General features: G+C 63.7%; 27 protein-coding genes and 1 pseudogene. 5 read left to right on the plus strand and 23 right to left on the minus strand.

The window, feature by feature from the left end; genetic code table 11:
- Positions 1-32 precede the first annotated feature (32 nt).
- Together JQ586_RS21645 and JQ586_RS21650 are read right to left on the minus strand one after the other, a co-directional pair.
- Complete coding sequence (locus JQ586_RS21645) at positions 33-170, minus strand: hypothetical protein (protein ID WP_212396637.1); 138 nt, start codon at positions 168-170, stop codon at positions 33-35.
- An 83-nt stretch (positions 171-253) separates the two neighbouring features.
- The gene (locus JQ586_RS21650; RefSeq protein WP_212396638.1) at positions 254-979 is read right to left on the minus strand and encodes a TetR/AcrR family transcriptional regulator; all 726 of its coding nucleotides are present in this window, start codon (positions 977-979) and stop codon (positions 254-256) included.
- Positions 980-1099: 120 nt separating this feature from the next.
- On the opposite strand from JQ586_RS21650, the pseudogene JQ586_RS21655 reads away from it, so the two are divergent.
- Positions 1100-2298, plus strand: a pseudogene (locus tag JQ586_RS21655) (cytochrome P450).
- Between the two features lie 141 nt (positions 2299-2439).
- Here the strand turns inward: JQ586_RS21655 and JQ586_RS21660 are convergent.
- Positions 2440-3249, minus strand: coding sequence for a response regulator (locus JQ586_RS21660; protein ID WP_212396639.1), 810 nt, complete (start codon positions 3247-3249; stop codon positions 2440-2442).
- A 270-nt stretch (positions 3250-3519) separates the two neighbouring features.
- On the opposite strand from JQ586_RS21660, the gene JQ586_RS21665 reads away from it, so the two are divergent.
- Entirely contained in the window at positions 3520-3723 is a 204-nt protein-coding gene (locus tag JQ586_RS21665; protein ID WP_212396640.1) for a NepR family anti-sigma factor, read from the plus strand.
- Complete coding sequence (locus JQ586_RS21670) at positions 3723-4271, plus strand: sigma-70 family RNA polymerase sigma factor (RefSeq protein ID WP_212396641.1); 549 nt, start codon at positions 3723-3725, stop codon at positions 4269-4271. The genes JQ586_RS21665 and JQ586_RS21670 overlap by 1 nt, the downstream gene beginning before the upstream one ends.
- Positions 4272-4349: 78 nt before the next feature.
- Here JQ586_RS21670 and JQ586_RS21675 read toward each other — a convergent pair whose 3' ends face one another.
- Positions 4350-7265, minus strand: a complete 2916-nt coding sequence (locus JQ586_RS21675; protein ID WP_212396642.1) for an EAL domain-containing protein — start codon at positions 7263-7265, stop codon at positions 4350-4352.
- A 207-nt stretch (positions 7266-7472) separates the two neighbouring features.
- On the opposite strand from JQ586_RS21675, the gene JQ586_RS21680 reads away from it, so the two are divergent.
- A complete protein-coding gene (locus JQ586_RS21680; RefSeq protein ID WP_212396643.1) occupies positions 7473-7838 on the plus strand; it encodes a methylamine utilization protein in 366 nt (121 codons plus the stop codon).
- A gap of 43 nt (positions 7839-7881) precedes the next feature.
- On the opposite strand, the gene JQ586_RS21685 is transcribed toward JQ586_RS21680, so the two are convergent.
- Complete coding sequence (locus JQ586_RS21685; protein ID WP_249147898.1) at positions 7882-8865, minus strand: hypothetical protein; 984 nt, start codon at positions 8863-8865, stop codon at positions 7882-7884.
- A 304-nt stretch (positions 8866-9169) separates the two neighbouring features.
- On the opposite strand from JQ586_RS21685, the gene JQ586_RS21690 reads away from it, so the two are divergent.
- On the plus strand, positions 9170-9331 hold the full coding sequence (locus tag JQ586_RS21690; RefSeq protein WP_212396645.1) for a hypothetical protein: 162 nt from the start codon (positions 9170-9172) through the stop codon (positions 9329-9331).
- A gap of 36 nt (positions 9332-9367) precedes the next feature.
- On the opposite strand, the gene JQ586_RS21695 is transcribed toward JQ586_RS21690, so the two are convergent.
- The 18 genes from JQ586_RS21695 to urtA form a co-directional block, all read right to left on the minus strand.
- Positions 9368-10393 (minus strand): cytochrome-c peroxidase, encoded by a 1026-nt coding sequence (locus tag JQ586_RS21695; protein WP_212396697.1) that lies wholly within the window; start codon positions 10391-10393, stop codon positions 9368-9370.
- Positions 10394-10629: 236 nt separating this feature from the next.
- Complete coding sequence (locus JQ586_RS21700) at positions 10630-12291, minus strand: HWE histidine kinase domain-containing protein (protein WP_212396646.1); 1662 nt, start codon at positions 12289-12291, stop codon at positions 10630-10632.
- Between the two features lie 299 nt (positions 12292-12590).
- Positions 12591-13238 (minus strand): urease accessory protein UreG, encoded by a 648-nt coding sequence (gene ureG / locus JQ586_RS21705; protein WP_212396647.1) that lies wholly within the window; start codon positions 13236-13238, stop codon positions 12591-12593.
- Positions 13239-13400: 162 nt separating this feature from the next.
- Positions 13401-14138: an urease accessory protein UreF gene (locus JQ586_RS21710; RefSeq protein WP_212396698.1), complete on the minus strand. Its 738-nt coding sequence runs from the start codon at positions 14136-14138 to the stop codon at positions 13401-13403.
- Positions 14119-14760, minus strand: coding sequence for an urease accessory protein UreE (locus tag JQ586_RS21715; protein ID WP_212396648.1), 642 nt, complete (start codon positions 14758-14760; stop codon positions 14119-14121). Before JQ586_RS21715 ends, JQ586_RS21710 begins: the two co-directional genes overlap by 20 nt.
- Positions 14761-14778: 18 nt before the next feature.
- Positions 14779-15078, minus strand: coding sequence for a putative quinol monooxygenase (locus tag JQ586_RS21720; RefSeq protein WP_212396649.1), 300 nt, complete (start codon positions 15076-15078; stop codon positions 14779-14781).
- Positions 15079-15099: 21 nt separating this feature from the next.
- Entirely contained in the window at positions 15100-15399 is a 300-nt protein-coding gene (locus JQ586_RS21725; RefSeq protein ID WP_212396650.1) for a putative quinol monooxygenase, read from the minus strand.
- A gap of 49 nt (positions 15400-15448) precedes the next feature.
- Positions 15449-17164 (minus strand): urease subunit alpha, encoded by a 1716-nt coding sequence (gene ureC, locus JQ586_RS21730; protein WP_212396651.1) that lies wholly within the window; start codon positions 17162-17164, stop codon positions 15449-15451.
- 1 nt (position 17165) lies between these two features.
- On the minus strand, positions 17166-17720 hold the full coding sequence (locus JQ586_RS21735) for an HD domain-containing protein (protein ID WP_212396652.1): 555 nt from the start codon (positions 17718-17720) through the stop codon (positions 17166-17168).
- Positions 17721-17724: 4 nt separating this feature from the next.
- Positions 17725-18030, minus strand: coding sequence for an urease subunit beta (locus JQ586_RS21740; RefSeq protein ID WP_212396653.1), 306 nt, complete (start codon positions 18028-18030; stop codon positions 17725-17727).
- Positions 18027-18596, minus strand: coding sequence for an HD domain-containing protein (locus JQ586_RS21745; RefSeq protein ID WP_212396699.1), 570 nt, complete (start codon positions 18594-18596; stop codon positions 18027-18029). Before JQ586_RS21745 ends, JQ586_RS21740 begins: the two co-directional genes overlap by 4 nt.
- Positions 18596-18898, minus strand: coding sequence for an urease subunit gamma (locus JQ586_RS21750; RefSeq protein WP_212396654.1), 303 nt, complete (start codon positions 18896-18898; stop codon positions 18596-18598). Before JQ586_RS21750 ends, JQ586_RS21745 begins: the two co-directional genes overlap by 1 nt.
- 46 nt (positions 18899-18944) lie before the next feature.
- A complete protein-coding gene (locus tag JQ586_RS21755; RefSeq protein ID WP_212396655.1) occupies positions 18945-19880 on the minus strand; it encodes an urease accessory protein UreD in 936 nt (311 codons plus the stop codon).
- 51 nt (positions 19881-19931) lie between these two features.
- Positions 19932-20627: an urea ABC transporter ATP-binding subunit UrtE gene (urtE, locus tag JQ586_RS21760; protein WP_212396656.1), complete on the minus strand. Its 696-nt coding sequence runs from the start codon at positions 20625-20627 to the stop codon at positions 19932-19934.
- A gap of 4 nt (positions 20628-20631) precedes the next feature.
- A complete protein-coding gene (gene urtD, locus JQ586_RS21765; RefSeq protein WP_212396657.1) occupies positions 20632-21393 on the minus strand; it encodes an urea ABC transporter ATP-binding protein UrtD in 762 nt (253 codons plus the stop codon).
- Between the two features lie 4 nt (positions 21394-21397).
- Positions 21398-22567, minus strand: a complete 1170-nt coding sequence (gene urtC, locus JQ586_RS21770) for an urea ABC transporter permease subunit UrtC (RefSeq protein WP_212396658.1) — start codon at positions 22565-22567, stop codon at positions 21398-21400.
- Complete coding sequence (gene urtB, locus JQ586_RS21775; RefSeq protein ID WP_249147900.1) at positions 22564-24144, minus strand: urea ABC transporter permease subunit UrtB; 1581 nt, start codon at positions 24142-24144, stop codon at positions 22564-22566. The genes urtC and urtB overlap by 4 nt, the downstream gene beginning before the upstream one ends.
- Before the next feature lie 133 nt (positions 24145-24277).
- The gene (gene urtA / locus JQ586_RS21780; protein WP_212396660.1) at positions 24278-25606 is read right to left on the minus strand and encodes an urea ABC transporter substrate-binding protein; all 1329 of its coding nucleotides are present in this window, start codon (positions 25604-25606) and stop codon (positions 24278-24280) included.
- Between the last annotated feature and the right edge of the window lie 176 nt (positions 25607-25782).

Raw genomic sequence — 25782 nt, forward strand, 5'->3', positions numbered from 1 at the left:
CGCAGCCGTCGGTCCGGGTTTCGGCAGTGGGCTCAGCCCGTGACGAGGTCCACGATCCACTTCAGGGTAGAGACCATGAGCGCCGCGGAGGACATCGCGGTACCGAGATCCGCGATGTAAAGCAGCTGGGCCCTTTGCTCCGCATCGAGCGCTTCGATTGCCTTGCGCATAGCCACCCTCCGTTTTCAGGAGAACGCGTGCTGCTGATGTCCGTTCCTTCCCGACCGTTGCTCATGCGGGTAACGGAGCGGCATCAGGTGAAGGTGCCGATCGTGATGCGCGGCCAGGCATCGCCGTTCCGCGCGGCGGCAAGCCGCGTCGTCCAGGCCTCGACCAGGCTCGCGATGACGAGACGGCCGGTCCCGCGCATGTCGGGCTGCTTCATCGTCGGCGTCCCCAGCGGCAGCGCGACCACGCCATGCACCGCCGACAACAGCGCGTTCGCGAGTCGCTGCGGCAGGCCGGGCGCCGGCTCGGCACCTTGCTCCACGAGGAATTCCCGCACCGAGACGACAAAGAGGTCGGAGCTGCGACGCGCGATCTCGGTTTCGCCGAAGTAGGCACCGTCGGGAAAGCGGCGGTCCTCGACCGTGCCGGACATCGAGAACAGCGAGCGGAAGTGATCGGGATTGTCGGCCCAATAGTCGAGATAGGTCTCCATGACGCGCTGCAGGCGCATGTCGCTGTCGGCGGTCTGGGCCCGGACGCGCTCCAGCTTCTCCGCAGCGGCCTCCAGGTCCTGTTGTTTGACGGCAAGCAGGAGCAGCAGCTTGGTCGGGAAGTACTTGAGGACGGTACCCTTGGAGTAGCCGATCGCATCGGCGATCCTCTGGATCGAGACGGTCTCAAGCGTGCCTGCGGCAAATTCCTTGCGCGCAGTGTCGAGAATCAGCGCTTTGAGCGCCTCCTTATCGGCTTCCTGCCGTGCCCGGCGCTGAAAGCGCCGACCGCTGCTGCTGGATCGCTCCGCGACCGACATGCGCTGTGCTCCTCGCGCCTCCATGCCGCGCGCCAGTTCGGCTGGCAACCCGGCTCTTGCTAATTTCATGTTAATTGACTATGGTCAATTAACATGCCGACGACAAGGTGGAAAGATCCGATGAGTTCCCTGACGAACGAGGTTGCTCGCAGCGATTTCGATCCGTTCGGCCGTGCCGCGCGCGCCGATCCTTATGGGACCTATGCGGAGCTTCGGGCTGCCGCGCCAGTGATCCGCCTGACCCGATACGACATCTGGGCCGTGCCGCGCTTTGCCGAGGTCAAGGCGATCTTCGGCGACCATGCCAATTTCAGCAATGCTGGCGGCGCAGGACTTGCCAACCACTTCAAGGAAAAGCCCTGGCGGCCGCCGAGCATCTGCTCGAGGCCGATCCGCCGCTGCACACCCGCACCCGTGCCGTGCTGGCACGGATCCTCTCGCCCGGCGCGATGCGGCGCCTTGCCGATGACTTCAAGGCAAAGGCCGCAACGCTGGTCGATGGCCTGGTCGCGCGCGGCTCGTTCGATGCCATCAAGGATATCGCCGAGGTGTTTCCGGTCAGCGTGTTTCCCGACGCGCTGGGCATCGATCAGGAAGGCCGCGAGAATTTCCTTACCTATGGCGCGATGGTGTTCGCGGGCTTCGGGCCGGAGAACGATTACTTTCGCGAGTTGATGAAGCAGGCGCCGCGTGTGCTGCCGTGGGTCGTGGCGCGCTGCCAGCGCGATGCATTGCGTCCGGGCAGCTTTGGTGCGCAAGTCTACGAGGCGGCCGATGCCGGCGATATCAGCGCTGAGGAAGCGCCTCTCCTGGTGCGTTCGCTGCTGTCGGCCGGGCTCGACACCACGATCAGCGCGATCGGCATGGCGCTGTACACGCTCGCCCGTCACCCGCTGCAATGGTCGCTGCTTGCGGCGGACCCGTCGCTCGCGCGCGCGGCGTTCGACGAGACGCTGCGATTCGATTCCCCCGCGCCCTTCGTGTTTCGCACCACGCCGCATGAGACCGAGATCGCCGGCATCAGGATCGGGCAGCATGAGAAGGTGCTGCTTCTGCTCGCCTCTGCCAATCGCGACGAGACCCGCTGGGAGCGCCCCGACGAGTTCGACATCACCCGCCGCCTGTCCGGCCACATGGGCTTCGGCATCGGTATCCATGGCTGTGTCGGGCAGATGGTGGCGCGGCTGGAGGCGGAGGCCGTGCTCGCAGCGCTCGCCGCACGCGTGAAGACGATCGAGTTCGCGGGTGACATCGCGCTGCGCGACAGCTCAGGCCTGCGGGCGCTCAGCACGATGCCCGTTCGCGTCACGCCGAAATAAGATTCAGCACTCGCATCAATAGCGACTGTTCCTGAAGGCTACAGCGCTGCTCGTTGCCGTGAATTGGCGGCCACATGGAAAAGCCAGCGCACCTCGCGGCGCGCCGGCCTGAGTTTGACCAGCCTGGTTGAAACTTCAGCCTTATGCCGACGCAGCGCGCGGGGCGCGGTTGCGCGAGTTGCGCTGGAAGAACAGCGCCTGGCTCGCTACCGCCGACACCATCGCCGGCTGGAACGGTTTTGAGATCAGGAACGCGGGCTCCGGCCGCTCACCGGTCAGGAAGCGTTCCGGATAGGCGGTGATGAACACCACCGGGACCTCGAAGGTCCGCAGCAGCTCGTTCACGGCATCGAGGCCGGACGAGCCGTCGGCGAGCTGGATGTCGGCGAGGATCAGACCGGGCTTCTTGTTCTTGGCGAGCGCAACCGCATCCGAATGGGTGCGCGCGACGCCGATGACGTTGTGACCGAGATTTTTCACAAGGCTCTCGAGATCCATCGCGATGAAGGTCTCGTCCTCGATGATCAGAACGTCGGTGGCGATCTCGGCCGCCATCTCGCGGCCGGCCGCATCGGTGAGCTTGCGGGTCTCGGCGATGTCGATGCCGAGGATGTAGCCCACCTCCTCCTCCGAGAAGCCTTCGAGCGAGAGCAGCAGGAAGGCCTGGCGAGGCAGCGGCGTGATGTTGGACAGCCGGCGCTCCGGCGGCAACGACAGCGTCGCCACATCGGCGTTGTCGTTGTTGACCGACACCGAATTCCAGATCTGGGTGAACAGCCGGAACAGACCGGCACGCGGGCCGTGCGTCTGGTCCAGCAATGATTGATCCTGCAACAGGGCCTCGAGCATGGCCCCGACATAGGCGTCCCCCGACGCCTGGTTTCCGGTCAGCGCGCGGGCATAGCGGCGCAACAGCGGCAGATGTTCAGCAACGACCTGCGATCGGGACATTCCCACTCCATCCTTGTTCGTGAGGCCAAACCGGCCTGAAACGCGTGGTCCTGGGGGCGGCGATCCAGACATGGGGCAACCCCGGTTCCCCTGCATCGCGGACTACGCGCGAGGGACGAAAAAGTTCCGTGAAATAGTTCCAGCAGGTCGGAACTTTATGCGCAACTTTGCATTAGCTCGTGACCGACGGGCAATGCGGCCAGCCTCTCTTTTCGAGGAAATGACTTGGAAAATCAGAGACTTAACTCCCGGGGAAGCGTGGATCAGATCATGAAGGAAGCAAAGAAGCAGGGCGGTCTCAACGCCGAGATTCAATCAAGAATCGGCCACCAGCTTCGCGCCATGTACGACGACGTGGTGCGGCAGGGGGTGCCCGACCGCTTTGCGGAGTTGATCCGCAAACTCGATGGACCGGAGGCCGCCGCGGCGGCCGTGGCGGGGGGCGATACCGACAAGAACAATGGAGGGGACTAATGCCTCTCACGAATGAACTTCGCGACGACATCCTGGCGTCGGTCCCGAGCCTGCGCGCGTTCGCGATCTCGCTTTCCGGTAACGGCGACCGCGCCGACGATCTGGTGCAGGAAACGCTGCTGCGCGCGATTGCCAATATCGACTCATTCCAGCCGGGCTCGAACCTGCCGGCGTGGCTGTTCACGATCCTGCGTAACCTGTTTCGCTCCGACTACCGGAAGCGGCGGCGCGAGGTCGAGGATGCCGAGGGCAATTATGCCAAGACGCTGAAGAGCCAGCCGTCGCAGACCGCGCATCTGGAGTTCGAGGAATTCCGCGCCGCGCTCGACAAGCTGCCGCAGGACCAGCGTGAGGCGTTGATCCTGGTCGGTGCCTCCGGCTTCTCCTACGAGGACGCAGCGGCGATCTGCGGCTGCGCGGTCGGCACCATCAAGAGCCGCGTCAACCGCGCACGGTCGAAGCTGAGCGCCCTGCTCTATGTCGACAGCGCCGAGGATTTCGGCCCCGACAACACCGTGCGTGCCGTGATCGGCGGCAATGGCGGCTAGGCGCGAGATATTCCGAATGCGGAAAGGCGGCCCGACCGGGCCGCCTTTTTGATTTTTGATGGGCCGAGACCGATCTGCTCAGCTGGCCATCGCGTTCTTGAAACCTTTTTTCTTGAAGCCGTTTCTCAGCGCCAGGATCGTTGAGGCAACTTCGGTCACGGGGACTGGACGACTGAACAGGAAGCCCTGGGCTTCGTTGCAGCCCTCGGCCTTCATGTGGTTCAACTGCTCGATCGTCTCGACTCCCTCGGCAATCGTTGTCATGCCGAGGCTCCTTCCGAGATTGATGACGGCCCGGACAATTGATTTCGATCCATGGGTCGCCGTTGCGTCCCGCACGAACGACTTGTCGATCTTGAGCTTGTCAAACGGGAAGCTGCGCAGGTAGCTCAGCGAGGAATATCCGGTACCGAAATCGTCCAACGCGATACGCACGCCCTGTGCTTTCAGCTTGTGGAGCGTTGCGATCGTTTCCGAGCTGTTCTCGAGGAAAACGGATTCCGTGATCTCGAGCTCGAGGCGGTGCGGAGACAATTTTGATGCCGCGAGCGCGCCGGAAACCACCTCGACAAGCCCCTGGTCGCGAAACTGGGTTGCGGAGACGTTGACCGCAATCTTCATCTCGCTCGGCCACAAGGCGGCTTGCTCGCAGGCGCGATTGAGCACCCACTCTCCCAGCGGAGTGATGAGACCGATCTCCTCGGTGATCGGAATGAACTGGTCGGGTGGAACCAGCCCGCGTTTCGGATGATGCCAGCGCAGCAAGGCTTCGAAGCCGCAGATGCGGTCCTGATCCAAGTCATAGAGCGGCTGGTAGAACAGTGCGAACTCGTCGCGGCTCATTGCCTCGCGAAGGTCGAGCTCCAGCGACCGGCGCTTCTGCAGGTTCGCGTCCATTGCGGGCTCGAAGAAACGCCAGGTCCCCCTGCCTTCCATCTTGGATCGGTACAACGCCACGTCGGCATTTTTCAGGAGCTTTTCGCCGGTCATGCCGTCGGCCGGCGCCAGCGAGATTCCGACGCTGCATCCAACGACGACGCGATGCCCACCCAGTTCATAGGGGGCTCCGACGCACTCCACGATGCGGCGAGCGAGCCGTTCGCTGTCCTCGCTATTCTCGACACCACATTGCACGACCGCAAATTCATCGCCGCCCAGGCGAGCGACCGTGTCAACCTCCCGAACGCATGCGTTGAGCCGGTCGGCGACTGCGCACAACAGTTCATCACCCACAGGATGACCCAGCGTATCGTTCACCTGCTTGAAGTTGTCGAGGTCGAGACAGAGCACCGCAAAGCCAAAGCCCCGACCGGCCTGGGCGACTGCCTGTTCGATACGTTCTGCCAGCACGGTTCGATTGGACAGTTTGGTGAGGGCATCATGCCGGGCCATGAATGCGATTTGAGATTCGGCGCGTTGCTGTTCGGTCACGTCTTCGCAGGTGACCAGCCAACCGCCGTCGGAAGTCGTTCGTTGGGCGATCGAGATGATCCGTCCGTCGTTGAGGTGCTGGAGGTATGTGCCGTCCTCCTGCTGGGACATCGATCGTTCCCGCTCCGCCAGCAGCTCGGCCACCGTCCGGTCGCCGTGATTTCCGGCGGCAACGCTCAGCTTGAGGATGTCTTCCAGCGTCATTCCCGGAACGACGAGTTCGGGCGAGATATCGAATATCTCGCAGAAGCGGCGGTTGACGACCTGGAGCCGCCCATCCTTGTCGTACAGGCAGAGCCCCTGCGACATGTGCGTGAGCGCCGCATCAAGCCTCAGATTCGTGGCATGCAGCTCCGCCTTCTGCTGCTTCAGGGCGGTAATGTCGCTGTAGACGAGAATGACGCCCCCCTCCTGCGTCTGGCTGCGGCTGACGCGCAACCATCGCCCGTCGGAAAGCCGAGCCTCGCTCGCAGATCCATCCATGTCACCGGGAGCGTCCTCCACTGCCGTGTCCTCGGCATCGATCCGGGAATCCGAGTACACGAGCTGCGGGGCATGGCGCATGAATTCGCTTGCTCGCGAGTTGGCGAGGGCAATCTGACCGTCCGCGTCCAGCAGCACGACGCCTTCACGTGAGTTCTCGAGCGCGTCGGAAAGCCTCGCTTGTGCCGACTGCCGTTGCGAGACCTCCCGATTGACCATCGTCCTGATATTGTCCCGCATGGTTTCCATTGCGGTCAGAAGCGTTCCGAGCTCGTCGCCGCCGCCCTCGGGAATGTTCGCGTTCAAGTCGCCGTCGGCGATCCTCCTCGCAGCCTTGGAGGCGATGGCGACGGGACCGATGATCCGGCGCGCCAGCAACCACGAGAAGAGTGCGGATAGAACCAGAGCAACACTCAGCCCGGCTATGTTGAGCTGCAGGTCCCTCTTGATTGTTGCGAGCGCACGCTGCCGGAACAGAAAGCCGTCGCCCGCCGTATAGTTGACGAGCAGCTCAACTTGCTGACTGACGATCTTGGCATACCGATCGACGTCGCCAACCGAGAAGCCCGGCACCCGCGGTTGGGACACCGCGCTGTCACCGGACGATTCGACGGCGCGATGATGAAGCTCCATCCAGGCGTCGGCGGCTTCCTGAACCTTGGCGGCCGCCTTTGCCGCTCGAGAGGATTGCGATCGCTGGGCCGCGATCGTCAGGTCTTCCGAGAGCGCCTTCGCCAGCGATTCAATCTGGCTATCGAGGTTGGCGCGGATCGCCGGATCGGTGTTCATCAGGCGTTGCGACGACGCGACCCGCATTGTGGCGAAGTCGGCGCCGGCCGCGCGCGCGTAGTTGATCGACATCAACGATTCATCGAAGGTCTTGGCGACCAGATCACCGGCGTGACGGATTCCGAGAATGGAGTAGCCCCCGAGGGCCACCGCAACGGCGCTCATCGCGAGGCAGAAGATGAGAATCTGGGTCCGAATTGACCCCATCGTCAGGGCAAAGCGCGACAGACGTCCGGAAACAAACCGAAACGCGGAGACACTTCCCATCCTCGGGTTCAAGATAAGACCCATGTCCTCGTTTCGCCGTGGTACACGATACGCGAGCCGCGTCAGAACGCCTGACGCAGCGAAATGCCATCTGCTTAAATTGCTTTAGTAGTGACTGGAACTGATGCTGAAATCGTTAAGGTGACCCGGCCATAATCGTGGTGGCGGGTAGTCCGGAAGGCACCATTCCGGCTACGGAACGCCCTATGTCCGGCTTCAAGCGGGGTTAAGATGCAGTCAGGCCTCTTGAGCACAAAGCACCTGGGCAAGTTCGGCCGCGTGCAGATCGCGGCTGTGATGGCCGCAGGCGCGCTTACAGGGGCCGCCCTCGGCTCAGCTCCCTATTCCATTTCCCAGAAGGATCAGGCGTTCAGGCCCGCGGATATTTCGATCAAGCGCGGCGAGTCTTTACGGTTCATTAACGATGACGGCGAACTTCTCCATCACGCTTACCTGAGCTCGGACACGTTCAATTTCGATTCCGGGGATCAGCAGCCGGGCAGCAAGTTCGACGTCGTCTTTTCCGTGCCCGGCGACTACACGGTGTTGTGCGGCATTCACCCGAAGATGAAGCTCACGGTCCACGTTGCGAAGTGACGCCTCAAAAGCGGCACCTCGGGCTGCGCGTTCATGCGGCGCTCTACAATATCGACGTCTTGAAGATCGCGGCGTGGCCGACATAGTAGGCAAACAGCGTCACGGTCAGCGCGCCGCAGAGCCCGACGGGCGCAAGCCAGGCTGCACGACGATCGCGCTCATAGGCCTTGTTGTCGCAGATGATGGCGAACAGGACCGCGATGATCGCCGAATGTCCGATGGTGTCGATCTTTCCGAACTCGAAGCAGGCGCTGATGAACATCCCTGCAAGCACAGCGGACGCGCAGCGCCGGATCAGCGGCGTCCAGAGCAGGGCGAAGGCGAGCGTGAACTCCACCATGCCCGCGGCGCGCATGTAAAACTCGTTGTCGAAGCCGAGAGTGATGGCGGCATGCTCGATGAGCAGCGGGAAACTCCATTCAGGGTAGGCCCATTTCTCGATCGAGGCCCACATCAAGGTCACCGCGGCTGCATACCGGACCACGTCGAGCGGCCGAATTCCGAAAAGATCCTTCTGCAAACCCACCAGCGCAAGGTAGGCGGCTACGCCGAGAAAGATCGGGTAGTCGGCCAGATGAAAGGCGCCGTAGTAGTACACGGCAATCCCGAACAACACGGCCATCCCAGCCGCCGATAGCGGCAACGTCCGTCGCCACAGCATGCCGGCGGCAATCGCGAGCTGCAGCACGCCCACCATGGTCGACGTCGTCTTCAGCTCAGGGGTCAGCAGGATCCCGCCCACGGCCCAGATCGAGATGAAAAAGAAGGCGCAGACGGCACGGATCATCTCCTCCGTGCGCAGCCGCAATCCCGCGGTGACGCGGTCGAGGGCCCGGATCGTCGCTTCACCCAGGGCGGTGGGCTCGATCAGGCAGCCTGCAAAAAGCCAAAAGACAGCAGTTCCGAGAAGCAGCTCGAAATCCAGGCACAGGACATTCTCAAGTCCCCGAGGCTGCCCGGCGACATCGTAGGCACAGAACCATTTGACGTGCGCCTCGGCGTCCCGTGCCGACACGACGTAAAACAGGATTCCCACGATGCACTTGGCGAATAAGGAGCCTCCAAGGGGTGCCGGGATGGCTTCCCGGCCCCGTCCACTGAACATCGCACAAACCGCCCACACTTAACGATCTGTTCACCTTACCTTAAATTTTAGTGTTTTTCGCCAGCAAACATCCCCTGGTTGCTGCCGTGGTTAACGTCGGCGGGCGGGGGGACCCGGCGCCCGCTTTTTTGCCGATTGTTTCAGATTTTAACTAATTCCGGCACGGAGGCTCAATTCCACCTGTCGTAGTGGAATCCCGGACGAGGTCTGATCTGGAGCCGGGAACATGTTTGGGGCGCTGAGCGTCGTGAGTGTCGGGGTGGGCTCGGCGATTGCCTTCGCGGCAAAGCGGTTCCCGTCACGGGCCGAGGCCCTCGAGAGCTGCGCGGGCGCCCTTCTGATCGTCGGTCTTGGCCTGTTGGGATCGGTGCTGCCGCACCTGACCTGACCGGCTTCCAGCTGCTGGCCGATCGGGCTCGCCCGGTTACCGCGGCAGCCTTGGCACCTCGGAAGTCCGCGAAGATGCCGTAAGGGTGTGAAGGAAGGCAATCAGTTCCTTCTTCTCACTCTCCGTCAATGACAGAGGATGGATCTGCGGCGACCGGCTCGGACGGTCGATCCCACCCTTGTCGTAGAGGTCTATGACATCCTCCAGGGTCGCGACCGATCCGTCGTGCATATAGGGCCCGCGACGCGCGACGTCCCGCAGTGTCGGTGTCTTGAAGGCATAGCGCAGCTTCGTCGACGTCGGAAACAGGCGACCTCGCCCGATGTCGTTGTCCTTGGCGGTTCCAATATCCTGAAAAGACCCGTCCGAGAAGGAAGGTCCGCTGTGGCAGGACGAGCAATGCGCCTTGCCGTTGAAGAGCTGGAAGCCCCGCTTGGCCGCCGCGCTGATCGCCGAATTATCCCCCTTGATCCACCGGTCGAACGGTGCCTCGCCCGCAACGATGGAGCGCTCGAAGGTCGCCAACGCCGCTTCGATTCTCGGGCGCGTTATGGCGCTGTCCCCAAATGCGTGGCTGAACGCTTCGCCGTAGGCCGGGATCGCCGAGAGACGTGCGATCAATTCCGGCTCGGAGAGGTTCATGTTCGCCGGATTCTTGATCGGTCCGAATGCTACGGACTCGAGGTCGTGGAACTTGCCGTCCCATCCGAGTGGCTGGGTGAAGGCCACGTCGATCAGCGTCGGCGCACGGATCGGCAGGCCCTTCGGGTCCTCACCGATCGCGCGCGGAAGCCCGTCCGCCCAGGACAGCGACGGATTGTGGCAAGTCGCACATGAGCGGGTCTTGGATCGCGAAAGCAGCGGATCGAAGAACAGCCTCTCGCCCAGCGCGGATTTCGCTTCGGAATAGGGATTGTCGCTTGGGAACGGAATGACGTCCGGCCGCCGGTAGCTGGCGCGCGTCGTTTCAAGACCGTCAGGCACTATGGCCGCAGTCAAGGCAAGCGGTAGCCCTGCCAGCAAAAGTGCCGCGAGCACGGTCAGGCTGACCCAAGACCTCATCGGGGTTCTCAAACGTTGTCCTGCCCGTATATGCCCGAGCATGTTCAATGAAGGTTTAACAAAGGGTTGCGGGCAAATACGGATATCGGTGGCATCCCCCCTCGTTGGATGAGTTCCAGGGGAGATTTTTACCCGCCCGCACGGGTTCCCGGACCGGGCCGTGCGAGCTCAGTTCGACCGGTCGGGTTGGCTTTCGTGCCGGCTCGTGCTTGCGTGGCCCTCAGGGGAGCCCGCCCCTATTTCTTCGCCGGACGCACCGGGGCGGAGAACTGCTCGGTGCGGTCGCGCTCGGTCATGTCGACGACGGTGTCCATCGGCGCGGTGAGCTCGTAGACGTAGGAGACGTCGGTGAAATAGCGCTTCGCGGTGCCGCCGAGCGCTTCCGGCGCGACGCGATCGAGCAGGATCAGGCCGAAATCGCTATCCACCCGCCGCGTCGCCTCGCTGGTGTTGAACTCCTCCCAGCGGAAATGGAAGACCGTATCCTGGTCCTCGCCGGTGACCTCCCAATTGGCGACGATGTGCGGATGCTTGCCGACAAGCGACAGGCCTTCGTCGGAATGCGAGGCGAGCTCGAAGAACAGCAGTGACAGCGACTGCGCCGCGCGGGCGCTGACGGTGATGTCGGGGCCGTTCACCGCGATGCGATCGGCATGCGGGATCGAGCGCGATTCGAACAGCCCCTTCAGCTTGACGCCCTGCCACTGGCTCTCGCTGAGCAGCGTCACCACGTTCGACATCGCATGGATGCGCCCGATCAGCAGCTCGCGCGCCACGTCGATGTCCGCACCGTGGCGCAGTGTGCGGGTCACGATCGACTGGATCACCGCAAGGATGTTCTTGACGCGATGATTGAGCTCGTCGATGACGGCCGTCAGCCGCCGCTCGAAGCCGATCCGGACCTCGATCTCGCGGCTGAGGCGCAGGTTGTTGTAGGCGACATAGCCGAACAGGCCGCAGACGATGCCGGTCAGCGCGAGGCCAATCGCCGCGACGATGGTCGCGGTCTGCTGCGCGCGCACCGTGGCGTTGCTCTTGGCATAATAGTCGAGCGACCAGTCGCGACCGCCGAATGTCACGGTGCGTACCATCGACGGCGCCGGTCCGTTTTGGCGCACCGCGCGCGAGGTGACCACGCCCTGCTCGTTGGCGGTGAACTCGTCGTTGGAATCGCGTGGGTCCTTCAGCGCCACCGCGAACAGCGAGCTATCGTCATTGGTCAGCATCAGGGACGACAGCTCGTAGGAAAAGGTGACGAAGCCGGCCGGCTCCGACGCGCCCTCCGGGAACACCGGCGCGGCCAGGACGACGCCGACCGGACCGTTGATCCGCAACAGCGGGATCGGATCCGACGCCACCGGCTTGGCCTCCGCCATCGCCTGCGCCAACATCGGGCCGACCACCGAATGACGGTCGAACGCACGGCCCGGGATGTTCAGGGTCTCCGGGTTGCGCGGCTCGACGTCCATCAGGACGTTGATCGGCTTGTCGAGCGCCTTGATGTCGAGCGGCTGATCGTCGAAATCGCGGATCTGTGGGTTGGTGAAGCCGGCGGCCTTCAGTTCGGCCTCTGCCGCCGTCAGTTCGTTCGGCCGCAGCCGCGCGATCCAGGCCGCGACGACGAAATCGGTCTTGAAGGCGTAGATCGCCGAGCGAAGCGGCTGCAGCATGTTGGCCTTTACCGTCGACGGTGCCTTGAATAGCCCCGAGGCCACCCGCGCCAGGAGCTCGCGCTCGGTCAGACGGTCCTGCACCAGGCTGGCGTGGACATCGATCGCCCGTGCCAGCGCGATGCCGTCGAGCGCCAGCTCCTGATCGTGCACCCGATAGGCGGCCAGACCGGAGAGCAGGACTCCGATCAACGCAATCAAGCCGACGATAAAGCCCAGCCGAACCACTCGCTTACTCGGCAATCAGGGGGTGGCGAAAAGGGATGGAAGGCATCTGACGTCTGCGGGAGCGGCGACGGATCAACAAACGATGCGCGCCTGCCGCGGCGGAATATGGAATGGCGATCATCGGTACGCAACAAGAGCCGAACGGCAACATTAACGCTGGCGCCGCCCGGCCGATCTTTGGCGGCGCCAGAGGTTGCTAATCGGCAAAGTTGGGAATTGTTCCGACGATTGCGCAACTTTTTTGCGGCGGACCTGCGATTGGCGGCTGCCGTAGCTAGCGTCGCCACAATCGTTAACGCCTAGCCCGCCTTGGCGACCTTGCCCTTGGCCTGCGACCGAAGGCCGCCCTTGGTCTCGATGAAGCTGACGATGCTGTCGAGACCGTCGCTCTTCTTCAGGTTGGTCATCACGAATGGCCGCTCGCCGCGCATCCGCTTCGCGTCGGTGTCCATCTTTTCCAGCGACGCACCGACATGGGGGGCGAGGTCGATCTTGTTGATCACGAGCAGGTCGGATCGCGTGATCCCGGGACCGCCCTTGGACGGGATCTTGTCGCCGGCGGCAACGTCGATCACGTAGATGGTCAGGTCCGCCAGCTCGGGCGAGAAGGTCGCAGCGAGGTTGTCGCCGCCGGACTCGATCAGCACCAGGTCGAGGTTCGGAAACTTGGCGCGCATGTCGGCGACCGCGGCGAGATTCATCGAGGCGTCCTCGCGGATCGCGGTGTGCGGGCAGCCGCCTGTCTCGACACCGGCGATGCGATCTGCCGTCAGCGACCCCGAACGTACCAGGAACTCGGCATCCCATTTGGTGTAGATGTCGTTGGTGATCGCCGCGATGTCGTAGCGTTCGCGCATCGCCTTGCAGAGCAGGTCCATCAGCGCGGTCTTGCCGGAACCGACCGGACCGCCAACGCCGACACGCAATGGGCCGTGAGAAGTGGGCATGTCAATCCATCCATTGTCGTCCCGGCCTGGTGCACAAGCCGGGATCCATTACCCCAGAAGTGAATCGTTTCGCGAAGCCGGAGCCGCAGCCCTTCATAACCCGAACATCGGTGGTCATGGGTCCGGGCCTGCGCCGGGCCGCCGCGCGGACAGTCTCGTGCATCATGACCGGAACAGCCTCGTATATTGCGCCTCATGGCGGAGGCTGGCGAGATCGGCGCGGAACGTTGCGCTGCCGAGATCGTCGAGCGATGCAGCGCCGGCGCGCCGGGCGGTCTCGGCGACATCAGGTTCGAGAGCGGCCAGCACGCGCTGGCTGTCGGTTTGCCCCAGCGGGATCAGCCGGCTCCCTGCAGAGATCCAGTTGGAGACCACGGCGTGCAGGAAAGCGTGCAGTGCCGGCGCCAGCGGAATGCCATGCGCAGCGCTGACGAGGCCGACCGCGACCGGATAGACGACCGAGCCGTCGCACGTCGCAACCATGGCGTCGAGGCCTGCGGAATTCCACGCTGCGCGCGCGATATCGATGAAGGCGCGGCCTTGCGTCGTGGTCTCGAGCTGCCGCTCGCGCGAAGGCACGAAGGCGGCGGCGAGTTCGGCGATCTCCTTGAGGGTGGCATCGTCGTGCCCCGATGCCGCGCGGTGGCTCTGCGCCAGGAAAACGCTGTCGCAAAATCCGCTGCCGTCGGCGAGCATCGCTGCAAGCCAGTCGCGCAGCGATGCGGCGTCCGTGATGTCGCCCGCCTCCACCGCCCATTCGATGCCTGAGGAATAGGAGAACGCGCCGACCGGAAAGGACGGCGACAGCCATGTCATCAGGCGGTACAGCGCCCGCGCCTCCTCTTCCGTCATCCCGCCGCTGCCAGCGGCGGGATTGTGCTCATTTGTGGTCATGAGCATGGGAGTGGTCGTGATCGTGATGCTCGTGGCCGCAATGCTCGTCATGGACATGGCCATCATCGTGATGGTGATCACCGCGATGATGGTGATCATGCCCGTGATCATGGTGATGGTGATGGCCATGGGCATGCGCGTGGCTATGCGCATGGTCGTGCCCGCCATGAGCATCCGCGTGCGCCTCGGCATCGGCGTGGCCGGCATAGGCGCCGCCCTCGGGATCGAACGGCGCTTCGATCTCGATGACGCGGGCACCCAACCCCTGCACCATCGCCTCGATCACGTGATCGCGGCGGATGCGCAGACCCTTCGGCATGATCTGCGTCGGCAGATGGCGGTTGCCGAGATGCCAGGCGACCCGGATCAGATGATGAGGATCGCTGCCGCGGATTTCGAGCAGCGGCTCCGGCGCCGCGACCACCTCGACCAGGCGGCCGTCCTCCAGCACCAGCGCATCGCCGCCCCGCAAGGCGACCGCGGTCTCGAGATCGAGCAGGAACTCGAGCCCGCGCGTGCCTGACATCACCATCCGTCGCCGATGACGGTCGTCGAAATCGAGCACGACGGTGTCTGCCGGCGCCTCCTTCCAGCGATGCTGTCCGAAAACCTTGGTCGCGCGGATCATCGAAACCTGCCCAATGCGTTAGATCTTTTCGACCTTGCCGTCGCTGATGATCTCGATCACCGTCGGCGCGGTCTTCATCTGCGCGGAATAATCCCGCCACACCCTCATGTGCGGAGCCCTGGCGTGCGCGTTGAGGTCGTCGCGGGTCTCCCAGCGCTCGACCACGACATAGAGATTGGGGTCGTTGACGCTGACATGGCCGTCATAGGAGAGGCAGCCCTTCTCCTTGCGGGTCTCGACGGTGCAGGCCTTGTGCCCCCTGATGAAGTCGTCGCGGTTCTCCGGCTTCATCGGCGTGGTGGCAATCACGTAGATCATAGATATTCTCCGTCTTCTTGCTTAGCGCACGTCGACCTTCTCCGGCGTGATCACCTCGATCTTCGGCGGCGCGGCCATGCATTTCACTGCGACCCGGCCAAACGTCTTCATGTGCTCGGCGGCGCGATGCGGCACCAGCGCCTCGGCGTTGTCCCACTGCTCGACGAACACCATCTTGCTGTGGTCGGTGACGCTCTCGTGCAGATCGTAGGCGATGTTGCCCGGCTCCTTCCGGGTCTCCTTGATGCAGGCCGTCGCCGCGGCGATGAACTCGGCACGGGTCTCGGGCTTGATGGTCAGCGTGGCGACGACGTAAATCATTGAAATTCCTCCCGGTTTTCTCTTTTGATTACAGATACCGGGAGCGGTTTTAGAACATAAAGTAACGCTGTGCCATGGGCAGCACCTCCGCCGGCGCGCAGGTCAGGAGCTCGCCGTCTGCGCGTACCTCATAGGTCTCCGGATCGACTTCGATGTCGGGGGTGGCGTCATTGTGAATCATGCTCTTCTTTGAGATCTTTCCGCGGGTGTTCTGCACGGCGTAGAGCTTCTTGGATATGCCAAGCTTGCGGGCGAGGCCGCCGGTCACCGCCGCCTTCGAGGTGAATACCACCGATGATGCCGTCAGCGACTTGCCGAACGCTGCGAACATCGGCTGATAGTGCACGGGCTGCGGCGTCGGGATCGAGGCGTTGGGATCGCCCATCGGAGCCGCCACGATGGAGCCGCCCTTGATGATGCAATCAGGCTTGACGCCGAAGAATGCCGGCGACCACAGCACGAGATCGGCGAGCTTCCCCTTCTCGACCGAGCCGATCAGCTTCGAGACGCCATGCGCGATCGCGGGATTGACGGTGTATTTGGCGATGTAGCGCTTGACGCGGAAATTGTCGTTGTCGTTGCCCCGGTCCTGCGGCAGCGCGCCGCGCTGCTTCTTCATCTTGTCGGCGGTCTGCCAGGTGCGGATGATGACCTCCCCCAGCCGGCCCATCGCCTGCGAATCCGACGACATCATCGAGAGCGCGCCGAGATCGTGCAGGATGTCCTCCGCTGCGATGGTCTCCTTGCGGATGCGGCTTTCGGCAAAGGCGAGGTCTTCGGCGATCGAGGGATCGAGATGGTGACACACCATCAGCATGTCCAGATGCTCGTCGATGGTGTTGCGGGTGAACGGCCGCGTCGGATTGGTCGAGGACGGCAGCACGTTCTTCAGCCCTGCAATCTTGATGATGTCAGGTGCATGGCCGCCACCGGCGCCCTCGGTATGGAAGGCGTGGATCGTGCGGCCCTTGAACGCCTTCACGGTGTCCTCGACGAAGCCCGACTCGTTCAGCGTGTCCGAGTGCAGCATCACCTGGACGTCGTAGTCGTCGGCGACCGAGAGGCAGGTGTCGATCGCCGACGGCGTGGTGCCCCAGTCCTCGTGCAGCTTCAGCGCACAGGCACCGGCCTTGACCATCTCGACCAGCGCAGCGGGGCGGGACGCGTTGCCCTTGCCGGAGATGCCGAGATTGACCGGGAAAGCATCGAACGACTGGATCATCCGCCCCATGTGCCACGGACCCGGCGTGCAGGTGGTGGCGAAGGTGCCATGCGACGGCCCGGTGCCGCCGCCCAGCATCGAGGTGACGCCACTCATCAGCGCGTGCTCGATCTGCTGCGGGCAGATGAAATGGATGTGGCTGTCGAATCCGCCCGCGGTGAGGATCTTGCCCTCGCCCGCGATCACGTCGGTGCCGGGCCCGATCACGATGGTGACGTTGGGCTGGATATCCGGATTGCCGGCCTTGCCTATGGCTGCGATCATGCCCTCCTTGATCGCGACGTCGGCCTTCACGATACCCCAGTGGTCGACGATCAGCGCGTTGGTGATCACGGTGTCGGCGGCGCCCTGCGCGTTCGTCACCTGCGATTGGCCCATGCCGTCGCGGATCACCTTGCCGCCGCCGAATTTCACCTCCTCGCCATAGGTGGTTAGGTCCTTCTCGACCTCGATGATCAGGTCGGTGTCGGCGAGCCGCACCTTGTCGCCGGTGGTGGGGCCGAACATGTCGGCATAAACGGAACGTTTGATCTTGACGGACATCTCAGCCCCCTGTGTCAGCCAGCGCGGCCTTCGCGCGCGCAACGGTGTCATCGAAAATGCGGTCGAGCCGCGGATTGATTCCCCGGCAACCGGCAACCACCCGATCGGCCCAGGCCGCATAATCGGCGAGATCGCCGCGCTCATCCGCACTTGGATGCGGCACGATCCGGGCACCGATATTGCTGATCTTGTCGGCGGTCTTGATCAGCTTTGCATCGGTAGATTTATGCGGAGCGTCCTCGATCTGCTTCTGCCGGCGCACCGGTTGCGGCAGGCTCATGTCGTCAGTGCATTCGACGACCAGCGAGGCGACGCGCGTGCCGAATCTCCGGGCGAGTTCCTCGCGCGTCGTCTCGGTATCCTCGATCGTGTCGTGCAGCCAGCCGGCCGCGACCAACTCGGCATCAACCCCATCGGTGACGACTGCGAGCAGGTTGGCGACCTCGGCCAGATGATTGATATAGGGCTCATTGCCACGCCCCTTGCGCGCCATTCCGTTGTGGCGGCGCGCGGCAAGCTCAGCTGCTTCGGAAATGAGGCGGATCGCGGAGAGCATGGGTTTACAGCTTGCCCTTCACCTCGGCCCGAAAGCCGTAGATGACGCGCTTGCCGGCCAGCGCGACCAGCTGGACATCACGAGTCTGGCCCGGCTCGAAACGCACGGCGGTGCCGGCGGCGATGTCGAGGCGCATGCCGCGGGCTTTCTTGCGGTCGAACTTCAGCGCCGGGTTGGTTTCGAAGAAATGATAGTGCGAGCCGACCTGGATCGGGCGGTCGCCGCTGTTGGCAACCGACACCGTCACCGTCTTGCGGCCCGCATTGAGCTCGATCTCGCCATCCTTGATGAAGAGTTCTCCGGGGATCATGCCTTGGCTCCTTCTGCCATGCGAGCGCTGATTGCGGCGCGCGCCTCCGCCGTTGCGGTGTCGAATGCAGTGTCGAGGATTGGATTCAATCCACGGCAATGACTGATGACCTGCCCGGCCCAATCGACGTAGTCCTGCATGCGATCGGCACCCCAATCGGTTGGTGGATCGAGCGCCAAAGTCCTGACGTTGCTGGTCGCGTCGGCAATCTTGAGCAGCTTTGCGCGCGGGCTCTTCTTCGGCGCAGTTGCGATCTGGAGCCGCTTGCGCTCCATCTTGGGCAAGCTCTTGTCATCGGTAACCTCCATCACGAGGGAGGTAATGTCCGCCCCGAACTGCTCGCGCAACTCGTCGGGGCCGGTCTGGGTATCCTCAATCGTATCATGCAGGTATGCGGCAGCGATCAGCGCTGTGTCGTCGCCTCCGGTTGCCTCCGACAGGAGATCGGCAACCTCCGCAAGATGATTGAAATAGGGTCGCTGCCGCAGCCCCTTGCGGCGCTGGTCGGCGTGCCGCTCCGCGGCGAAACGGACGGCACGCGTGACGAGGCGTGTGCCCTCCGGCATCATCGGATCGGCTCGTGCACGGTGACCAGCTTGGTCCCGTCGGGAAACGTCGCCTCGACCTGGATATCGTGGATCATCTCCGGGATCCCGGCCATCACCTGGTCGCGGGTCAGGACCTTGGCGCCGGCCTGCATCAGCTCGGCAACCGTGCGACCGTCGCGCGCGCCCTCGACGATGAAATCGGTGATCAGCGCCACGGCCTCGGGATGGTTCAGCTTGACGCCGCGCTCGAGCCTGCGGCGCGCCACCATGGCCGCCATCGAGACCAGGAGCTTGTCCTTTTCGCGGGGAGACAAATTCATGCGAGCACTCTGAAAGCGTTGAAAGGTTTGGTTGAGCCACAGGCTTCTAGTTGAGCCAGAGTCTTGGCAGCGGGGCGGCGGAGGCACGGCCGAGCACCGCCATCATGTCGGCGCGCAGCCTCCCCGCATCTTGGGCACAGAAGCGCGCCATTGCAAATCCATTCCAGGCTGAGATGCCGACCTCGCCACCGAAGCTTTCGGACGCCTCGCGGATGCGCTCGACCAGCGCCTCGTCACCAGGCACGATCAGCGCGGTGCCGATCGCCGCGCAACCCTTGGCGATCGCGGGCCGCGCAAGCTTGTCGCCGATCGCGCCGTCGAGGCGGATCGTCTCCGCGAATGCCAGCCGGCCGCCACGGCGCATCCGCCAGCGATCGACGAATTCGCCGTGCCGCATCGTTTCGCCCATGGCAGTGCGGCCGAATACCACGATCTCGCAGAGCAGGAGGGACGCGCCCTCGGCGAGGTCGATGTCGAAACGGCGATGGATGCGGGCGCGATCGAACAGGATGGTCTCCTGCGGCAGCCAGGCGAGATGCGCGCCGGCCGCAACCTTCAGCGATATCGCAAGCTGCGCCGCCGTCCCCGGGTTTGGCGCGATCCGTCTGGATCGCACCAAACTCTCGCCATCCTCGGACGCATTTTCTTCACGCGAACTGGTAACCACTTCGCTCGAAAATGCTGCCGGCGCGCGATAGACTTTCTCGGCGGCCGCCGTGGTCAGCGTCAGGCGGGCGCCCTCGCCGGCAGCGATGCCGACGTCGAAACGATCGCCGCCGGCGATCCCCCCGGCGGTGTTGACGAACATGGCCGACAACCCTTCGCCTTCCGGCGACGGAAATCGCACCCGCAACGAGCCTGATTCATGAAGGTCACCGCGGCGGGTCACGCCATCCCTGAGATGGACGCCGAACCTGACCGCGCCCTGGGCGCGGTTCGCCGCAAACGTCGCTGAAGCCGCGCCCGCGATCTCGCTCCGCATATCCGCCCGACACTCCCACAGGTACGCGCCGCAGCAAGCGACGTCATCTTGTCACAGCGCCATCTGGCGGCTGATCTCGGTCGGATCGAGGTTCGCGCGGTCGCAGGCATATTTCACCGCGCCCCGGTCCATCACGGCGAAACTGTCGCCGAGTTCGCAGGCAAAGTCGAGATATTGTTCGACCAGCACGATCGCGATGTTGCCGAGGTTGCGCAGGTAGGAGATGGCGCGGCCGATATCCTTGATGATCGACGGCTGGATGCCTTCGGTCGGCTCGTCCAGCAGCAGGAGCTTTGGCCGCATCACCAAAGCGCGGCCGATCGCGAGCTGCTGCTGCTGGCCGCCCGAGAGGTCGCCGCCGCGGCGGCCGAGCATGGTCTCCAGCACCGGAAACAGCGAGAACACGTCGTCGGGGATGTTGCGGTCCTCGCGCTTCAGCGGACCGAAGCCGGTCTTGAGGTTCTCCTCCACCGTCAGCAGCGGGAAGATCTCGCGGCCCTGCGGCACGAAGCCGATGCCGCGGCGCGCCCGCTCGTATGGCTTCAGCGTCGTGATGTCCTTGCCGTCGAAGTTGATCGTGCCCGAGGCGATCGGATATTGCCCGACCATGGCGCGCAGCAGCGAGGTCTTGCCGACGCCGTTGCGCCCGAGCACGCAGGTGACCTTGCCGGGCTCGGCGCTCAGCGACACGCCGCGCAGCGCCTGCGCCGCACCGTAGAACAGGTTGATGTTTTCGACCTTCAGCATCGCTCTAACGTCCCAGATACACTTCGACGACGCGCTCGTTCGACGACACCTGATCGATGCTGCCTTCCGCCAGCACCGAACCTTCGTGCAGGCACGTCACCTTGACGCCGAGCTCGCGGACGAACGTCATGTCGTGCTCGACCACCATGATGGTGTGGTTCTTGTTGATCTGCTTGAGGAGCTCGGCGGTCAGATGGGTCTCGACATCGGTCATGCCCGCGACCGGCTCGTCGACCAGCAGTACCTTCGGGTCCTGCGCCAGCAGCATGCCGATCTCGAGCCATTGCTTCTGGCCGTGCGACAGGCTGCCGGCGAGGCGGTTGCGCGCATCGGTGAGGCGGATGGTCTCGAGCACCTTGTCGATACGCTCTGATTCCGCCTTGCTGCCGCGCCAGAACAGCGTGCCGCGCACGGAGTGATCGACATTGAGCGCGAGCAGCAGATTGTCCTGCACGGTCTGGCTCTCGAACACGGTCGGCTTCTGGAACTTGCGTCCGATGCCGAGCTCGGCGATGCGGGTCTCGTCGAGCCGCGTCAGGTCGACGGTGCCGTCGAACAGCACCGTGCCCTGGTCCGGCCTGGTCTTGCCCGTGATGATGTCCATCATCGTGGTCTTGCCGGCACCGTTGGGGCCGATGATGGCGCGCATCTCGCCGGGCGCGAGCGTCAGCGACAGGTTGTTGATGGCGTGGAAGCCGTCGAACGAGACGTGCACGCCGTCGAGATAGAGCATGGCCGAGGTCGCGCGGGTATCCATCACGTTCATCGGCCTACTCCGCCATCTTCGGCGCGCGGACGCCGTCTTCGCGCGCCGCGCTGGCTTCGTCAGCCGCTATGCCGGTGCTGCGCTGGTTCTCGCGCCAGCTGTTGAAGGTGCCGACGATGCCCTTGGGCAGCAGCAGCGTGACCAGGATGAACAGCGCGCCCAGCATGAACAGCCAGTACGGCGCCAGCGGCCCCGAGGTGAAGAAGGTCTTGGCATAGTTGACCACGACGGCGCCGAGCGCAGCGCCGACCAGCGTTCCGCGGCCACCGACGGCGACCCAGATCACCGCTTCAATGGAGTTGCCGGGCGCGAACTCGCTCGGGTTGATGATGCCGACCTGCGGTACGTAAAGCGCGCCCGCGACGCCGGCCATGCAGGCCGACAGGGTGAACACGAACAGCTTGTAGGATTCGACCCGGTAGCCGAGGAAGCGGGTGCGGCTTTCGGCGTCGCGCACCGCGATCAGGACCTTGCCGAGCTTCGAGGACACCACCGCGCGGCACATCATGAATGCGATGATGAGCGCCAGGCAGCTCAGCAGGAACAGCGCGCAGCGCGTGCCTTCCGCCTGCACGTTGAAGCCGAGGATGTCCTTGAAATCGGTCAGGCCGTTGTTTCCACCGAAGCCGAAATCGTTGCGGAAGAACGCGAGCAGCAGCGCATAGGTCATCGCCTGGGTGATGATCGAGAGATAGACACCGGTAACGCGGGATCTGAAGGCAAGCCAGCCGAAGCAGAATGCCAGGAGGCCCGGTACCAGCAGCACCATCAGCGCGGCGAAGGCAAAGTGATCGAAGCCGTACCAATACCAGGGCAGCTTGCTCCAGTTCAGGAACACCATGAAGTCCGGCAGGACAGGATTGCCGTAGACGCCGCGGCTGCCGATCTGGCGCATCAGGTACATGCCCATGGCGTAGCCGCCGAGGGCGAAGAACGCGCCATGGCCAAGCGAGAGGATGCCGCAATAACCCCAGATCAGGTCGATCGAGAGCGCCAGGATGGCATAACAGACATACTTGCCCCAAAGCGCCACCAGGTAGGTCGGGACGTGGAGTGCCGAGCCCTGCGGCAGCAGCAGGTTCGATAGCGGGATCAGCACGCCGAGGGTTGCGACGACCAGGATGAAGGTCGCCGCAGCACGATCGAGCGAGCGGGTGAGGATGTGCGGGGTCATGCTTCCACCGCCCGTCCCTTGAGCGCGAACAGGCCGCGGGGCCGCTTCTGGATGAACAGGATGATCAGCACCAGGATCGCGATCTTGCCGAGCACCGCGCCCGCCACCGGTTCGAGGAACTTGTTGGCGATGCCGAGCGTGAAGGCGCCGACCAGCGTGCCCCAGAGATTGCCGACGCCGCCGAACACCACGACCATGAAGCTGTCGATGATATAGCTCTGGCCGAGGTTCGGGCTGACATTGTCGATCTGGGAGAGCGCCACGCCGGCAATCCCGGCGATGCCGGAGCCGAGGCCGAAGGTCAGCGCGTCGACGCGCGAGGTGGCGATGCCCATCGAGGCCGCCATGCGCCGGTTCTGCGTCACCGCGCGCATCTCGAGTCCCAGCGCGGTGTAGCGCAGCATCGCAAGCAGGATGGCGAATACCGCGAGCGTGAAGCAGAGGATCCAGAGCCGGTTGTAGGTGATGGTGATCTGGCCGAGGTCGAACGCGCCGCTCATCCAGGACGGGTTGCCGACCTCGCGATTGGTCGGGCCGAACAGGGTGCGCACGGCCTGTTGCAGCACCAGCGACAGGCCCCAGGTCGCAAGCAGGGTTTCCAGCGGACGGCCGTAGAGGAAACGGATGATGGTTCGCTCGATCACGACACCGACGGCGCCGGCGACGACGAAGGCGAGCGGCACCGCGATCAGCAGCGAATAGTCGAACAGGCCGGGGTAGCGGGCGCGGATCACCTCCTGCACCACGAAGGTGGTGTAGGCCCCGAGCATCACCATCTCGCCATGCGCCATGTTGATGACGCCCATCACGCCGAAGGTGATGGCAAGGCCGATCGCCGCGAGCAGGAGCACCGAGCCGAGCGACAGGCCGTACCAGGCGTTCTGCACCATCGACCACATCGCGAGATTGCTCTGGATCGAGGAAATCGCGCTTGCCGCGGCCTTGGCGACCAACGGCGGCTGGTCGGTGCCGAGATCGGAGAGCAGCGCCAGCGCCTCCTGGTCGCCACGCGACTTGACCACGGCGATGGCGTCGAGCTTGTCGCTGTCGGTCGCGTCGGACTTGAACAGGATGATGGCCGCGCGCGCCTCGGCGAAGGCCTGCTTGATCGACTTTACGGTCTCCTTGGCGAGCGCATTGTCTACCGTCGGCAGCAGGCTCTCCTCGTGGCTCTTGAACACGGATTGCGCGGCTGCCAGGCGCTTGGCCGGATCCGGTGACAGCAGCGTCAGGCCGCCGAGCGCGGCCTCCACGGTGCGGCGCAGGCGGTTGTTGAGCCGGACCGCCGCGGCATTGTCTGGCAACTTGTCCACGGCAGCGCCCGTGGCGGCATCGATGATCGAGCCGTCGGTCTTGGTGATGAAGACCTTCTTGCTGTCGGGATCGGCCGACAGGCGGCCATCCTGCAGCGCACTGATGATGGGGGAGGCAAGTGGATTGCCCGAGGAAGCGACCTCGCCGATCGCCGCCTCGGTGTCGGAAAATTCGTCATTGGCGAATTTGGCGACCGAGTCCTCGAATGGACCGGCCAGCGCCGGCAGGGCGAAGCAGCTGAGCAGCAGGACGGAAAGCAACAGCGCGCGAAGGCGATCAAGGCAGTTGGCGAACACGTGAGTACCCCGGCAGGAGTGTGAGGAGAAGGCGGCAGACGGCGCCGCCTTCTCCAGCGTCTTGGAAGGTTGTGTCGTGGATCGGATCAGGAGCGTCTTTTTAAGAGCCCTGGCCGCCGCACTTGTTGGTCTTGGTGTTCCAGTTGCCGCACTTCTTGCCGACCCAGTCGCCGATCAGGTCCTTGGAACCTTCAAGCTCCTTCGACCAGGCGTCGCCGGGGACCAGGCCCGGAGTCTTCCAGACCACGTCGAACTGGCCGTCGGCCTTGATCTCGCCGATGAACACCGGCTTGGTGATGTGGTGGTTCGGCAGCATCTTCGACACGCCACCGGTCAGGTTCGGCGCCTCGATGCCCGGGAGCGCGTCGATCACCTTGTCCGGATCGGTCGACTTCACCTTCTCGACCGCCTTCACCCACATGTTGAAGCCGATGTAGTGTGCTTCCATCGGGTCGTTGGTCGTGCGCTTCGGATTCTTGGTGTAGGCCTGCCACTCCTTGATGAACTTCTCGTTCGCCGGAGTCTTGATCGACTCGAAGTAGTTCCAGGCGGCGAGATGGCCGACCAGCGGCTTGGTATCGAGACCTGCGAGCTCTTCCTCGCCGACCGAGAACGCGACCACCGGAATGTCGGTCGCCTTGATGCCCTGGTTGCCGAGCTCCTTGTAGAAGGGAACGTTGGCGTCGCCGTTGATGGTGGAGACCACGGCGGTCTTCTTGCCGGCCGAGCCGAACTTCTTGATGTCGGCCACGATCGTCTGCCAGTCGGAGTGACCGAACGGCGTGTAGTTGATCATGATGTCATCCTGGGCGACGCCCTTCGACTTCAGGTACGCTTCCAGGATCTTGTTGGTGGTGCGCGGATAGACGTAGTCGGTGCCGGCCAGCACCCAGCGCTTCACCTTCTCTTCCTTCATCAGGTAGTCGACGGCGGGGATCGCCTGCTGGTTCGGCGCAGCGCCGGTGTAGAACACGTTGCGCTCGGACTCTTCGCCCTCATACTGCACGGGGTAGAACAGGATGTTGTTCAGCTCCTTGAACACCGGAAGCACGGACTTGCGCGACACCGAGGTCCAGCAGCCGAACACGACCGCGACCTTGTCCTTGGTGATCAGTTCGCGCGCCTTCTCCGCAAACAGCGGCCAGTTCGACGCGGGATCGACCACGACGGCCTCGAGCTTCTTGCCGAGCACGCCGCCCTTCTTGTTCTGCTCGTCGATCAGGAAAAGAATAGTGTCCTTCAGCGTGGTTTCGCTGATGGCCATGGTGCCGGAGAGCGAGTGGAGAATACCGACCTTGATGGTGTCGTCGGCCGCTAGCGCGGGCGAGAACGGCGAGGACGCAGCCAGGCCCAGAACCAGGCCGGCGGTCGCCGCGAGAGCGCGACGACGAGTCATCGTCGTTATAGCGTGAGTAAGCTGAGTAAGCATGAAATGTCATCTCCCTGACGCAGGCGTGAACGCTTGCGAACGGCCCACATGGCCGCCTGCGGTTAAGGGAATCGCAAGAACTGTGCCACGCACCACATGCCGACTAAGCCAATGGACCAACTGGATAATTTTGCCAGTTCCGTGAAAATACGGAATATGCGCGCCTATTTCTTGGG

It is taken from the genome of Bradyrhizobium jicamae (genome assembly GCF_018130215.1).
GTDB classification, from domain to species: Bacteria; Pseudomonadota; Alphaproteobacteria; order Rhizobiales; family Xanthobacteraceae; genus Bradyrhizobium; species Bradyrhizobium jicamae_A.

Bases quoted from the DNA above. Each gene is read 5' to 3' on its own strand.
- JQ586_RS21645 (WP_212396637.1), bottom strand. From the start codon at position 170: ATGCGCAAGGCAATCGAAGCGCTCGATGCGGAGCAAAGGGCCCAGCTG.
- JQ586_RS21650 (WP_212396638.1), bottom strand. From the start codon at position 979: ATGTCGGTCGCGGAGCGATCCAGCAGCAGCGGTCGGCGCTTTCAGCGC.
- JQ586_RS21660 (WP_212396639.1), bottom strand. From the start codon at position 3,249: ATGTCCCGATCGCAGGTCGTTGCTGAACATCTGCCGCTGTTGCGCCGC.
- JQ586_RS21665 (WP_212396640.1), top strand. From the start codon at position 3,520: ATGAAGGAAGCAAAGAAGCAGGGCGGTCTCAACGCCGAGATTCAATCA.
- JQ586_RS21670 (WP_212396641.1), top strand. From the start codon at position 3,723: ATGCCTCTCACGAATGAACTTCGCGACGACATCCTGGCGTCGGTCCCG.
- JQ586_RS21675 (WP_212396642.1), bottom strand. From the start codon at position 7,265: ATGGGTCTTATCTTGAACCCGAGGATGGGAAGTGTCTCCGCGTTTCGG.
- JQ586_RS21680 (WP_212396643.1), top strand. From the start codon at position 7,473: ATGCAGTCAGGCCTCTTGAGCACAAAGCACCTGGGCAAGTTCGGCCGC.
- JQ586_RS21690 (WP_212396645.1), top strand. From the start codon at position 9,170: ATGTTTGGGGCGCTGAGCGTCGTGAGTGTCGGGGTGGGCTCGGCGATT.
- JQ586_RS21695 (WP_212396697.1), bottom strand. From the start codon at position 10,393: ATGAGGTCTTGGGTCAGCCTGACCGTGCTCGCGGCACTTTTGCTGGCA.
- ureG (WP_212396647.1), bottom strand. From the start codon at position 13,238: ATGCCCACTTCTCACGGCCCATTGCGTGTCGGCGTTGGCGGTCCGGTC.
- JQ586_RS21710 (WP_212396698.1), bottom strand. From the start codon at position 14,138: ATGCTCATGACCACAAATGAGCACAATCCCGCCGCTGGCAGCGGCGGG.
- JQ586_RS21715 (WP_212396648.1), bottom strand. From the start codon at position 14,760: ATGATCCGCGCGACCAAGGTTTTCGGACAGCATCGCTGGAAGGAGGCG.
- JQ586_RS21720 (WP_212396649.1), bottom strand. From the start codon at position 15,078: ATGATCTACGTGATTGCCACCACGCCGATGAAGCCGGAGAACCGCGAC.
- JQ586_RS21725 (WP_212396650.1), bottom strand. From the start codon at position 15,399: ATGATTTACGTCGTCGCCACGCTGACCATCAAGCCCGAGACCCGTGCC.
- ureC (WP_212396651.1), bottom strand. From the start codon at position 17,164: ATGTCCGTCAAGATCAAACGTTCCGTTTATGCCGACATGTTCGGCCCC.
- JQ586_RS21735 (WP_212396652.1), bottom strand. From the start codon at position 17,720: ATGCTCTCCGCGATCCGCCTCATTTCCGAAGCAGCTGAGCTTGCCGCG.
- JQ586_RS21740 (WP_212396653.1), bottom strand. From the start codon at position 18,030: ATGATCCCCGGAGAACTCTTCATCAAGGATGGCGAGATCGAGCTCAAT.
- JQ586_RS21745 (WP_212396699.1), bottom strand. From the start codon at position 18,596: ATGCCGGAGGGCACACGCCTCGTCACGCGTGCCGTCCGTTTCGCCGCG.
- JQ586_RS21750 (WP_212396654.1), bottom strand. From the start codon at position 18,898: ATGAATTTGTCTCCCCGCGAAAAGGACAAGCTCCTGGTCTCGATGGCG.
- JQ586_RS21755 (WP_212396655.1), bottom strand. From the start codon at position 19,880: ATGCGGAGCGAGATCGCGGGCGCGGCTTCAGCGACGTTTGCGGCGAAC.
- urtE (WP_212396656.1), bottom strand. From the start codon at position 20,627: ATGCTGAAGGTCGAAAACATCAACCTGTTCTACGGTGCGGCGCAGGCG.
- urtD (WP_212396657.1), bottom strand. From the start codon at position 21,393: ATGAACGTGATGGATACCCGCGCGACCTCGGCCATGCTCTATCTCGAC.
- urtC (WP_212396658.1), bottom strand. From the start codon at position 22,567: ATGACCCCGCACATCCTCACCCGCTCGCTCGATCGTGCTGCGGCGACC.
- urtA (WP_212396660.1), bottom strand. From the start codon at position 25,606: ATGCTTACTCAGCTTACTCACGCTATAACGACGATGACTCGTCGTCGC.